This window comes from Microbulbifer mangrovi (genome assembly GCF_002009015.1).
Lineage (GTDB): Bacteria > Pseudomonadota > Gammaproteobacteria > Pseudomonadales > Cellvibrionaceae > Microbulbifer > Microbulbifer mangrovi.
Genome location: NZ_LZDE01000238.1, coordinates 1 through 12,869, shown reverse-complemented (window position 1 = coordinate 12,869; position 12,869 = coordinate 1). Strand labels below are relative to the sequence as shown.

7 protein-coding genes are annotated in these 12,869 nt (G+C 51.3%); 4 read left to right on the top strand and 3 right to left on the bottom strand.

What is annotated here, in order from left to right; translation table 11 throughout:
- Positions 1-110: 110 nt before the first annotated feature.
- On the bottom strand, positions 111-2,729 hold the full coding sequence (locus tag B4U49_RS03655; RefSeq protein WP_078083219.1) for a TonB-dependent receptor: 2,619 nt from the start codon (positions 2,727-2,729) through the stop codon (positions 111-113).
- Positions 2,730-3,203: 474 nt separating this feature from the next.
- On the opposite strand from B4U49_RS03655, the gene B4U49_RS03650 reads away from it, so the two are divergent.
- On the top strand, positions 3,204-3,773 hold the full coding sequence (locus tag B4U49_RS03650) for a M20/M25/M40 family metallo-hydrolase (protein WP_078083218.1): 570 nt from the start codon (positions 3,204-3,206) through the stop codon (positions 3,771-3,773).
- Positions 3,774-3,879: 106 nt separating this feature from the next.
- Here B4U49_RS03650 and rnr read toward each other — a convergent pair whose 3' ends face one another.
- Positions 3,880-6,153 carry a ribonuclease R gene (rnr, locus tag B4U49_RS03645; RefSeq protein ID WP_078083217.1) on the bottom strand — a complete coding sequence of 758 codons (2,274 nt, stop codon included), beginning with the start codon at positions 6,151-6,153 and terminating at the stop codon, positions 3,880-3,882.
- A 265-nt stretch (positions 6,154-6,418) separates the two neighbouring features.
- Positions 6,419-6,628 carry a cold-shock protein gene (locus B4U49_RS03640; RefSeq protein WP_078083216.1) on the bottom strand — a complete coding sequence of 70 codons (210 nt, stop codon included), beginning with the start codon at positions 6,626-6,628 and terminating at the stop codon, positions 6,419-6,421.
- A gap of 533 nt (positions 6,629-7,161) precedes the next feature.
- Between B4U49_RS03640 and B4U49_RS03635 the strand changes: the two genes are divergently transcribed.
- The 3 genes from B4U49_RS03635 to B4U49_RS03625 form a co-directional block, all read left to right on the top strand.
- Positions 7,162-9,432, top strand: a complete 2,271-nt coding sequence (locus tag B4U49_RS03635; protein WP_078083215.1) for a type I secretion system permease/ATPase — start codon at positions 7,162-7,164, stop codon at positions 9,430-9,432.
- Positions 9,429-10,829 (top strand): HlyD family type I secretion periplasmic adaptor subunit, encoded by a 1,401-nt coding sequence (locus B4U49_RS03630; protein ID WP_078083214.1) that lies wholly within the window; start codon positions 9,429-9,431, stop codon positions 10,827-10,829. The genes B4U49_RS03635 and B4U49_RS03630 overlap by 4 nt, the downstream gene beginning before the upstream one ends.
- 196 nt (positions 10,830-11,025) lie before the next feature.
- Positions 11,026-12,869 (top strand): calcium-binding protein (locus B4U49_RS03625; RefSeq protein ID WP_143735508.1); only part of this gene is annotated, 1,844 nt, incomplete at its 3' end.

The following is a 12,869-nucleotide window of genomic DNA, read 5'->3' as shown; positions in this document are numbered from 1 at the left end:
AAACGGGGTGAGAAACGGGGTGAAAACCGAGGGAGTATCTGGGGTCTCCCCCGGTTTTCAGTGCTTGTGATCCGGCACTGATTGCCAGTGCCGGTTTTCAGCGGGTCGGATTAAAAGTTATAGGTTACCTTGCCGTAGATAAAGCGACCGCGCGGATCGTGCTGGCTGGAAACATAGCCGTACAGGTCCGAGTCGCCATCACCAATGGCGAAGGGCGGTTCTTCGTCGAGAGCATTGTCTGCCCCCAGGCTCAGAATCATATTTTCAAAACCGGTATAGCGTGCCTGCAGGTTCACGGTCATAAATGAATCCACGATACGGGATCTATTTGTGTCGTAATCCAGGGTGCCATCGAAATCGATATCGGGGGTATCTTCAAATTCGCCGATATAGTTCAGGCCAACGGTGAAGGCAAAGCTATCCCGCGTCCAGTCGGCGGATGTCGCCCAGCGGTGTTCCGGGTATTCATATTCACCGGCGAGATCACGGCTCAGGAATGCATCCCCCGCAGAGTTCAATTCTACCCGCTCAAACTCCGTTAGGTAGGAATAATCCAGGCGCAGGCCGAGATCGCCACCCGCTACGGTCAATGCGGAGTACACCACACTCAGGTCGATACCGGAGACGGTCTGCTCGCCGATATTGATAAAGCCGCTGTTGATAGATTGCAGGGAGCCGAGGGATTCACCGGGCAAGGCCGCCGAGCGCACACAGACAGTGCTGTTCTGGTCGTTACAGAACTGGCTGTACAGGTAGCCGAACGGTACCTCGTCAATCTTGCCTTCCTGGGTGATACGCCAGAAGTCCAGTGATAGCTGCATACCATCGACCGGCTTCACCACCGCGCCCAGGTTAATCGACTCGGATTCTTCCGCTTCCAGATCGGGGTTGCCGGAGAACACGATGTTGTAGTCGGTGCTCGCACAGTAGGCTTCATTGATCGCACAGCCATAGGTATCAATAAAGAACTGCGATTCCTGCGATGGTCCGAGGCCGATCTGGGCCAGCGACGGTGCGCGGAACCCGGTACCCCAGGAGGCCCGCAAGGACAGCTGCTCGCTCGCGGTCCACAGCAAGTTGGCCATGGGGTTGGTGGTGCTGCCGAAATCGCTGTAATCGTCATAGCGGCCGGCCAGGGTCAGGTCCAGATTGGCAGGCAGCGGAATGGCGACTTCCACAAATGCCGAATTGATATCCCGGCTGGCGGCCGCAGATACGGACTCGGTGCCGAATATCAGGCCGCGCTGGAACTGGTCATCGGGAATATCTGACGCGCTTTCTTCTCGACGCTCAAGACCGGCGGCCAGTGCAATGGCACCATTGCTGGTATCGAACAGCTCACCATTGATGGTGAAGTCCATGCTGCGCAATTCAGATTTACCCTGGCGTACCAGGCTGGTGGTAAAGGAATCGATGACCGACTGTGGATTTTGCACGCCGCCGAACGGGTTGTAGCGACCCGCGTCAATTTCCTGCTGGAGGAGATCGGTGCGCACCCAACCCTGGGTGCGGTCGCCGGTCTGGGTGGATTCACTGCGCGAGCGCTGTACCGAGGCCTCCCAGTCCCAATCGGAGATGGTTCCGCGCAATCCGAATACACCGCGCAGGTTGTCGGTTTCAATATCCCACTGGCGTGCACCGGCATCGACAGTGCGGTAACGGCCAACGTTGACACTGCTGGCGCCGACGAAAGGATTGTCCGGGTGATCGAGCGGCACGGTCAGGCCAGCGTCCTCATCCAGCGGCGTCGGAGCACCCTGGGCAATGGAAGTGTTGTGCTGCACAGCGAGTTCGCTGAAGAATTCGATACTGTCCGTCAGTTGTGCGTGGCCGAGCATCAGGACACCGGTACGCTCTGCCTCGGGAGTCAGCAGCGTCCAGGGGCCGTAATCGTAGACACAGGTCTGGCCGAATGCATCGCCTTCCGGGCAGTTGGGATCGATGGTGGTCTCGCCGTCGACGATAAAGCGCCCGGGGTATCCTCGCGATGAACGGAAATCCATACCGCCGCGGAAGGATTGGTCCGCAGTATCCAGTCCCCGGCGCTCGACGCTGGCCAGGGTTGAATTCGTCTGGTGATCAAAGATAAGGGTAAGGTTTGAATCTTCGCCATTAACCCCCCACACCGCCGAGACGGACTGTTCGTCATAACCATCGGCGCCACCGTAGTCCACGGAGACTTCAGCGCCTTCAAAGTCTTTGCGCAGTACAAGGTTCACCACGCCGGCAACCGCATCGGAACCGTAAATGGCTGAGGCCCCATCTTTCAGTACTTCCACGCGCTCGACTGCAGCGATGGGAATACTGTTGATATCGACAAAGTTGGTGGTAATGCTCTCGGCAAAAGCGCTGATGGCAACCCGCTTGCCATTGACCAATACGAGGGTCGCATCGGCACCCATACCGCGCAGACTCACCGCGGCAGCACCATTGGCAGTTGAGTCCTGGTTATTTCCCCGCGTGGAGAAAGTACCGTTACCCGCAGCCGGATTCTTTTCAAACATTTGCTGAAGATTGGTAAAACCAGATTTTTCGATGGCTTCCCGATCCATCACTTGAATCGGTGTTGCAGTTTCAAATTCCGCGTTGCGTTGGATGCGGGAACCAACAACGGCCACTTCTTCCATGGCAGTCTCTTCGGCCGCGTAAAGCATTTGCGGTGCGGAGACGGCAGCCACAGAAAGAATGGCGCCGGTTAAAACATTTTGGCGTGGTAAAGGTTTTTTCATTGAGTGTGCTCGTCCATTTGTCGTCGTTATTATTGAATGACCGAAACAGCATGGCCGTTCAGTTACCCGGAAACATTATCAATGGTGGAATGGTGAGGCAATTAATATGAGGTGAACTGTTTATAAGTAGAGATTTGTTGAATCGTTTTATCAAAGACAATGTGAATCCGTTTTCAAGAAAGGGATGAATTAATCTACGTTAATTTTTAACTGGTACGGTTATTCCAGTTTTAAAGGAGTTTGACTGGAACAGTTGTACAGGTTTAGCTCTTAACTTCCTTCGTTAATGTCATAGAAAATTTTGGGGTCAAGGTTTACTGCGCTCCCCGCGTTTCCGTTAGATTCAATGCATCTATCGAGAAAGGGTTGGGGAAAATGAAGGCCATGCCAAGGACCGTATACCAGCATCTCTCCATCGCACTTTTGACTCTCGCCTTTTGATCCGAAGGCTATGCAGATGAAGAATTTACTTCCATTCAGATTTCTCGAGGAGACCTATCCAAATGTACACAAGGCCTTGAAGAGGGAAAATCTCGGCAAGCCCGACCTTACAGCGTGCTGAATACCACTATTGCCGTCACCATGTTCAATGCCGGTGTCAAGGACAACGTACTGCCGCCCGCGGTGACCGCCGTGGTCAATTTCAGGATCGCCCCGGAAGACAGCAAGGAAAGTGTCATCGCCCATGTCAAAAAAGCGATTGACGACGATCGTATTGAAATCAAGGATATATCCGCATCCACCCCGCCCACCAATATCGCAGATCCGCATGGTGCGGGTTATAAAATGCTGGAGAAAACCATCCGCCAGACCTGGGGCAATGACCTGATTGTCTCCCCGTTCTTTGTGGTTGGTGGCTCGGATTCAAAGCATTTTCAGGCGCGGCCGTTTGCACCGAATGTTTATACCATCACCGGCATTCAGCTGGATTCGACAAAGGAGTTCGCGGGTTTTCATGGTGTGAATGAGCGGATTCTGGTAGATGAATATGGCAAGTCCATCGCCTTCTTTTACCAGTTAATGGATAACCTGGACGACCTCTGACTTTCCCGCGCACTTTTAAAATGTCCAAACGAAGAAGCCCGCTATCTTTCGATAACGGGCTTCCTGAGTTTTTCAGAATAAAGAAGAGAAATGTCTTTCTCTGATCTTAACTGGCTAACGCAAACTCTATTTTGCGACGCTCCATATCCACGGCGACAACGCGCGCTTTGATAGCGTCGCCGATGGCAAAGCTTTTGCGGCTCTTCTCGCCGATCAGGCATTGCCGGTCTGCATCGAAGTGGTAGTAGTCGTTTTTCAGCGCCGATATATGGATCAGTCCCTCGACCTGAATACCGTCAATCTCGATAAACAGACCGAAGTGGGTAACGCTCGCCACCACACCCTGGAATACATCGCCGACGAAGTCCTGCATATATTCGCATTTCAGCCAGGCTTCTACGTCCCAGCTGGCCTTATCGGCGCGGCGTGAGGCATTGGAGCAGTGCATGGCCAGCGATTGCATGGCGGTTTTGCCATAGGGGTAGCTTTTGCCCGGGGCGAGTAGAGGAGCGCTGTCAAAGCGTTGTACCGAATCTTTGCCCTTGCCGATGATGAATTTCAGCGCCCGGCCAAGGGATGAGCGCTGTTTGGACTGGCGGATCACCGAGCGGATTGCCCTGTGCACCATAAGGTCCGGATAGCGGCGGATGGGCGAAGTGAAATGCGCATAGGCGGAATAGGCGAGACCGAAGTGGCCGCGGTTATCCATGCTGTACTCCGCCTGGCTGAGGGATCGCAGCAGCATGGTGCGAATGGTCTGCGCATCGCTGCGTTCTCCAATCTGGCTCAGCAGTTGGTCATAGTGCTCGGGGCGCGGCTTGTTGCCGCCGGCGAGCTTGAGCCCCTTGGTTGTCAGGAATGCACGCAGGGCGGTCAGCTTTTTGTCTTGTGGACCGTCGTGTACCCGGTACAGTGCTGGCATCTTCTGTCGCTTGAGAAAGTCCGCGGTCGCCACGTTGGCACTCAACATGAATTCCTCAATCATCTTGTGCGCATCGTTGCGGATAACCGGAATAATCCGATCGATTTTGCGGTCTTCGGTAAATACGAACTGCACTTCGGATTTTTCAAAATCCAGCGCGCCGCGTTTGGTGCGCGCCTGCTTCAGCACTGAATACAGGGCGTGCAGCGCATGAATGTGGGGTGCTGTTCCCTTGAGCTGGCGAGCGGTCTGCCGGCCCAGGCCGGAGTCTGGCGAAGTGATGAAAGCGTTCACCTGGTTATAGGTCAGTCTCGCATGGGAGTGGATCACACCCTCAGAAAAGGTGTAGTCGGTCATTTTGCCGGTTTTGCTGATGGTCATTTCACACACCATCACCAACCGATCCACATGGGGGTTGAGTGAGCACAAACCGTTGGACAGAGATTCCGGAAGCATCGGAACCACGCGACCCGGGAAGTAAACGGACGTAGCGCGTTTCTGCGCTTCCAGGTCGAGTGCGCTCTCGGGCGCCACATAGTGGGAAACATCCGCAATCGCCACGAACAGACGCCAGCCACCGGATGGCAATTGTTCGCAGTACACGGCGTCATCGAAGTCCTTTGCGTCCTCGCCATCAATGGTCACAAACGGCAGCTCGCGCAGATCGGCGCGATGCTGTTTGTCCGCCTCGGGTACGCTATCGCCCAGCTGTTTTGCCGCGCGCAGGGCTTCCTGTGGCCACTGGTGTGGAATATCGTGGCTGCGGATGGCAACGTCGATTTCCATACCGGGGCCCATGGCATCACCGAGCAGCTCGGTCACACGGCCGAAGGCATTGTAGCGGCGGTTGGGAAAGTCGATGATCTCTACGGAAATATACTGTCCGGGCTTGGCGCCCATCAGCTGGTCGCGATCGAGGTCGATCTCGTGCGATATTCGGCTGTTCTCGGGCTTGAGGAAGTAGTCGCCTTCCTCGAACTGCAAGCGGCCCACCAGGTGGGTGGTCTTGCGTTCCAGCACATTGACGATCACACCGGTCTTACGTCCGCGCCGATCCACGCCACTAACGCGCGCCTCGACGATGTCTCCGTCGAACACGGTCAGCATTTCGTTATCGGACAGGAACAGGTCTTCTGCGGATGCATCGCTGTTCAGGAACCCGAAACCATCCGGGTGGCCGGTGACACGACCAGTGATCAGGTCTTCCGGTTTGATGAGGCTGTAACCTGCATCGCGATCAAACGCTATCTGTCCGTCGCGCTCCATGGCGCGCAACCGGCGACGCAACGCTTCTTTCTGCTCGTCACAGGAAAGATCCAGCACTTTCGCCAGCTTTTTGCGGTCGAGTACTTCTTTGTTGTTTTCGAGCAAGCTCATAATGAACTCGCGCGCCGGAATAGGGTTGCTGTATTTTTTGGCGTCCAGCGGATTAAACGCAGTTATTGGGGATTCGCTCATAGTTTCCTCTCGGAAAGACCGCCAATAAGATTGCGCTTGGTAAAAACTTGAGTGATGTGTAAGGACAGATCAGGTGTTACTCGGCAAGGTATGCAGGCGGAGATTGCTCAACGGAGTTGAGTGGGGGTATTGCAGTCGGGGATTCAATCTGAGTCCAGCCTGAATCGCCGTATTCCTGGTTGAGCTACCTTGCGGCGGCTCAACCGAAGAGGCCTAAACAGCCTCTTGGACCAGACCGTTACACGGCCTGCTTTAGCTGAATGGTTCAGATACAAACAATATTTTCAGCTTGCGGGCCTTTAGGGCCCTGAGTCACAGAGAACTCAACGGTCTGGCCTTCGGCCAGAGTCTTGAAGCCCGAGCTTGCAATTGCGCTGAAGTGCGCAAATACGTCGGGGCCAGACTGCTGCTCAATAAAGCCAAAGCCTTTGGATTCGTTAAACCACTTAACAGTGCCGGTAGTTGTCTTGGACATGATAATTTCCTGCAAACAAATAGGGGTGCGCCTTCACGAGGCATGAATAGCAAAGAAAAGACTGGAATTTAGATGCTACAGGACGAAGAGAACGACGAAACTGAGGATTTAAACAAGAGACTTACTTTTAACTAGATTCACTCTAAAGCATGCTTGGAGTCAAGTCAAAGTATATCTCGAAGTATGCATCGGCAGTTAACGATAGAACTTGTCTTGGGGTGATTCTCTACTGCCAAGCTGTTTACTTCTGTTGTACCCGGATAAGGGCAGTGTGACTGGGTTAGAGGAACTTATGATGCGCCCATAGTGGTTATCTTGCCTCTCGCAAGAGGATAGCTTTCCAAAGCAGCTGCACGTAGTGCTTGTTTGTAAGTAGCTGATAACAGCTCAAATTGATACGCGGGTACTTATTCCTGGCCTTTCTATGTGATCTGTTTCTCAAAAAAATCGGTGTAATGGCGTGTAATTGTGGATGAGCCGATTTATCAATTAATGTTCGGCCACATGGGAAACAAACTAGCAGTAGTTAGGTAATGGATACCGGATTAAGTTCTTTAGTTGCTCTTGCGCGCTTCCATCAGCTACCCGCCGATCCGGAGCAGCTTATTCACCAGTTTGCGGAACCTGGTAAGCCATTTTCCGACACCAGTTTATTGCTGGCTGCCAAGGCGCTTACGCTAAAGGCAAAACTGGTTTCGCCGAGTCTTTCATCAATCAAGAGCGGTATTCTTCCTGCGATCGCAAAAATGGCAGACGGCAATTACGTTATCCTCGCGAAAATATCCGAGGAAACGGATGAGCCAGAGTCAGGTGCTGCTTTTCTGATTCATGATCTACGAGAGCCCGCCCCTCGCTCGCTATCTACCGAGGAATTTGAGTCGCTTTGGTCGGGAGAGCTGATCCTGCTGGTGCGTCGCCAAGGTTGGGGAGAGAGCTTACAGCAGAAATTTGATATTTCTTGGTTTATTCCATCACTGGTCAAGTATCGAAAATTGTTTGCTCAGGTGGTAATTGCTTCCTTCTTTCTGCAGCTTTTTGCCTTGGTTACGCCTTTATTCTTTCAGGTCGTGATGGACAAGGTTCTTGTGCACCGTGGCTTTACTACTCTAGATGTGCTGGCTATCGGATTTTTCGTGATCGTAGTTTTCGAAGCATTTCTAGGCGGATTTCGTAACTATCTCTTTAGCCACACCACAAATCGGGTGGATGTGGAACTCGGATCCAGATTGTTCAATCACTTACTTGGTTTGCCGTTGGCCTATTTTGAGGCACGTCAAGTGGGCCAGAATGTAGCGCGTGTACGTGAGCTGGACACCATCCGTAACTTCATTACCGGTACCGCGCTGACATTGGTAATCGACTTGTTTTTCGTTTTCGTGTTCTTGGTCGTAATGTGGTACTACAGTTCCACTCTGACTTGGATCGTGCTGGCGACTGTTCCCGCTTACGTAGCCTTATCTGTTGTTATTACGCCGATACTTCGTCGCCGCCTGGATGACAAGTTCAAACACGGTGCTGCTAACACAGCTTTCCTTACAGAATCCATTACCGGTATCGGCACCGTTAAGTCCATGGCTGTGGAGCCGCAGATGCGGCGTAAACTGGAGGATCACTTGTCTAGTTATGTGCACTCTTCTTTCCGCAGTCAGAATCTCGGTAATGTAGCTAATCAGATTGCAGGCTTAATCAACAAGTTGATGACCTTGGGCATCATCTGGTGGGGCGCTCATCTGGTAATTGACGGCTCCATCACTGTGGGCCAGCTCATTGCCTTCAATATGCTGGCAGGTCGGGTCAGTGGTCCCGTTCTCAAGCTGGTGCAGCTCTGGCAAGAGTTTCAACAGGCCGGAATTTCCATCGCTCGTCTGGGGGATATTCTCAATTCACCTCGCGAACCGGGCTTCAATCCTAACCGTTCACGGCTCCCTTCATTGCGCGGTTCCGTTGCCTTTGATCATGTCAAATTCCGCTACCGGGTGGATGGCCCGTTGATTCTGCAAGATATCAATCTTCAGGTCGAGCCCGGTGAAGTGATCGGTATCGTCGGCCGCTCGGGCTCGGGTAAAAGCACCATTACAAAATTGATCCAGCGTCTTTATGTGCCGGAGTCTGGACGAGTGCTAGTGGATGGAGTTGACCTCGCACTGGTCGATACAGCTTGGCTGCGCCGTCAGATCGGTGTCGTGTTACAGGAGAACTTCCTGTTCAATCGCAGTATTCGTGAAAATATCTCCTTGGTTGACCCGTCCATTCCCATGGAAAGAGTGATGGCCGCTGCGAAAATGGCTGGTGCTCACGAGTTCATCGTAGAGTTGGCGGAAGGTTACGACACCTTGGTGGGAGAGCAGGGCAGCAACCTTTCCGGTGGACAGCGTCAGCGGCTAGCTATCGCACGAGCTTTGATCAACAACCCCCGTATCCTGATCTTCGATGAAGCTACCAGTGCCCTGGATTATGAGTCTGAACGATTGATTCAGGACAATATGGCCCGTATCTGCCAAGGCCGCACGGTCTTCATAATTGCCCATCGCCTGAGCACTGTACGCGCTTGTGATCGTATCGTTGTCATGGACAGGGGGCGTATTGTAGAGGAGGGAAGCCACGAGAAATTGATTCAACATAATGGCTACTATGCAAAACTACACAGCTATCAGAGCCACCACCCGAACTTGAAAACCGTCGGAGCGGATCCCAACCCGCCTGATCACCATCATGTGTCGTCAAATTCAGAAAGAAAGTCTTTTCGCATTGATCGTAAAGTTCCCCAAGGACGCAGTCGCAAGACGCTGGAGGATGAGGAATGAATGCTCTATCTGTATTGAAGGACGCATGGGCTAATCGTGACAAACTGGGTGACGCTAACAGGTCACGGGAATTGGCCGCGTTCCTACCTGCCGCGCTTGAAATCCAGGAGTCGCCACCTAACCCATTAGCACGTTGGTTGGCCTGGGGGTTACTGGTTTTGATTGTAATCGCAGTTGTCTGGGCTGTCTTTGGTCGAGTCAATATAGTTGCCTCGGCTGAGGGGAAAATTATTCCCGGTTCGCGGGTTAAGCAGGTGCAGCCTCTGGAGAAGGCAGTTGTCAAGGCGTTGTTGGTAAGAGAAGGCGAATATGTTGAACAGGGACAAGCCCTGATCGAGCTTGATGCAACTCTAACCCGCGCGAATAAGAAGCAGCTGGAGTCAGATCTAAACAGTGTGCGGATGCGACTTGCTGTCAATCAAGGGATGTTGTTGCAGTTAGAGAGTCCTGAAGTCGTTGGGTCCACGCCCCAATACCTGAGCCTCGGTGAGAGCGCGAGCTCTCAGGAGGTCGCCCTGCACGAAAACTTGCTGCGCCAGAAGTGGCAGCAATATCAGTCGCAATTACAAGTATTGCGTAGCGCTCTTCGAAAGACTCAAGCTCAGCAGGGAGCGGCGAGAGAGGTAATCACGAAGCTGGAGCAAACCCTGCCTATTGTCGAGAAGCGGGCGAATACCTTGAGGGGCCTGCACGGCAAGAGTTTCGTCTCAGAGAGTGACTACCTGATTGCTGAACAGGAGCGTATCCAACAGGCCCAGGATCTTGCTGCAGAACGACAACGTTTGAAGCTTTCTCAGGCTGCTGAAAGCGAAGTGAACGAAAAAATTAATCTGCACCATGCTCAGAACAGTGGCGCGCTTTTGGCGGAAATCGCTGAACAGCAGCGGCAAATCATAGCACTGGAAGAAGAATTGACTAAGGCCCGAGATATCGACGCAAAACAAGTCCTTTACGCTCCAGTTTCAGGGCGGGTGCAGGAACTAGCGATTAGCACCGTTGGTGGTGTGGTCACGGAAGCGCAGCAGCTCATGTTAGTGGTACCTGATGAGGAGCAATTAGAGGTAGAGGTCTTTCTAGAGAACAAAGATATCGGCTTCGTAAATGAAGGCATGCCTGCCGAGATAAAAATCCATACTTTCCCTTTTACAAAGTACGGAGTGATTGACGCTCAGGTAACCAGCCTGTCAGGAGACGCTATTGTGGATGAGCAGCGGGGGCTCATTTACCGCATGCAGTTGCGTATGGCGAAGAAATCCCTGTGGGTTGAAGACAAAGAAGTTCGGTTGCAGCCAGGCATGGCGGTGACCGCTGAAGTTCAGACTGGAACTCGGCGCATTATCGAATTTTTCTTGTCGCCATTGCTGAGGGCGAAAAGTGAAAGTGTCAGGGAACGTTAGTTTTTTCTTTTTCTTAATATTTTTTAAATAGAAAGATCTATATATTTCATGCTGAGGAAATTCCCTAGATTAGATGGTTGGGTAGTTAGGGAAGAAGTATGAACGCGATCATTTAGTCTGTGAGCTTAAAGGTTGATTTGATTGTTTTTTCGGTTTTAACCATATAAAACCATTGGACTTTAAGGATGAGGATGACATGGGAATAATTAAAAAAGCTGTTGATGCATATGTGGATATAGTTGTTGAAGGTGGGGATGAGCCATTTTCCCCCGAGAACTCGGATGGAGCGGCTGAGGCGATTGGAGATCTTCTAGATATGCATCCCGCATCAATGTTTATGGATGAGGATGCGTTCGGGGAAACCGCAGTTAAGAATTTTCAGGATGCATTCAATCGGACTGAAAATTGGGAGAGACGAAATGGTTTAGGTGGCGGTGCGGGGGAGGCCGCCGGCGCTGGTAGCCAAAATTCAGATCGTTCACTGCCGAGAGATCCATTGGTGTTGGACTTGGATGGTGATGGTATTCAATTTACAAGCTTAGATGAAAGTGAAGCTTACTTTGATCTAGATGGAGATGGGTTTGCTGAAAAAACATCCTGGTTGAATCCGGATGATGGTTTTTTGACAATTGACCTTAATCAGGACGGTATAGTCAATGATATCAATGAATTGTTTGGCAACCAGACCACAACAGGCTATGAAGAGTTGTCACTGCTGGACTCAAACGCAGATGGTGTTATTGATGCACAAGATTCACAATTTTCTGACTTGAAAGTCTGGCAAGATATAAATGGCGATGGCGTTAGCCAAGAGGATGAATTAAGAACTCTGGATCAAGTTGGAATCGTTAGCATTGGCCTCGATTATGAAACGGTTGAGCAGGTAGGAAATGAAGATGCACTGGTAGCCAGGGTGGGTTCATTTACCTGGGCTGATGATACTACTGGCGTAACAGCAGAGACAACCGGAATTGCGGCGGACGTTTTGTTTACTTCAGATCCAACTTTTACAGAATATGTTGGTGACGTGGAAATTGATCCAAGCGTTGAAGTTGTAGGCGATGTTCAGGGCTATGGCAAGATGCCCGATCTATACATCGCTATGTCATTAGATGAGGAATTTAGGGATTACGCTTTAAATATATTGTCAGATCCCTCAGCTACTTCATTAACTAAGAACTTCGAGAGCCTAATTGCTAAGTGGGCTGGGGTAGAAGGGATTTCTATCGAGGAAATTGATCCTGATCATCAGTTGAATGTGAATCCAGAAACTGGTCTGGTTGATTTCACGTTAGCCGGAGTATCACTTTCTTTAGAACAGCTCGGTGTTGTTAAAGCCTATACAGGGATTGATGAGCTGAATCTCGGCGATGGTCAATGGGTGGAGAATGGTGAAGTTTTTACAACTGGAGAGCTTTATCAGGAGGCATACAATGATTTGTCAAGGAATCTGTTGGTAAAACTTGCTGTAGCAAGTGGCCTTTTGTCGGAAATACTCCCTGGTTTGTCATATGACCCTGATACTGATGAGCTAGTAACTGATATAGATACGCAGTCCTTAACTAGTGCAAAAGTAGAACAAAGCCTATTAAGCATTGTTGCATCAAAGGATGACCCTGAAGCTTTGTCAGCATACTGGTTGGGTATGGCGGCACTCACTGAAGTTGACCCTTCATTTAATGATAAGCTAGCTGAAGGTATTGGAAATATTATCTCCTACTTGTCAAACCCAGAGGAGGTTATTTCAGTCTTTCTGAATGATGCTTATCAGTTTATTAATGTGGATATTACTGTGGGGAGCAGTGGTGACGATACATTTGTAGGCGGTATCGGTTCAGATACGCTTGTCGGGTTTGACGGTAATGATCGAATTCAGGGGCAGGGAGGAAATGATTCACTTGAAGGGAATGCGGGGAATGATTACCTCTATGGTCAAAATGGCAATGATGTATTAGATGGAGGTAGCGGTCGCGATTATTTGTACGGCGGTAATGGCGACGACACGCTGCGCGGCGGTACCGGCACAGGTGACTACCTGTC

Coding starts and splice junctions, on each gene's coding strand:
- B4U49_RS03635 (WP_078083215.1), top strand. CDS start 7,162: ATGGATACCGGATTAAGTTCTTTAGTTGCTCTTGCGCGCTTCCATCAG.
- rnr (WP_078083217.1), bottom strand. CDS start 6,153: ATGAGCGAATCCCCAATAACTGCGTTTAATCCGCTGGACGCCAAAAAA.
- B4U49_RS03630 (WP_078083214.1), top strand. CDS start 9,429: ATGAATGCTCTATCTGTATTGAAGGACGCATGGGCTAATCGTGACAAA.
- B4U49_RS03640 (WP_078083216.1), bottom strand. CDS start 6,628: ATGTCCAAGACAACTACCGGCACTGTTAAGTGGTTTAACGAATCCAAA.
- B4U49_RS03655 (WP_078083219.1), bottom strand. CDS start 2,729: ATGAAAAAACCTTTACCACGCCAAAATGTTTTAACCGGCGCCATTCTT.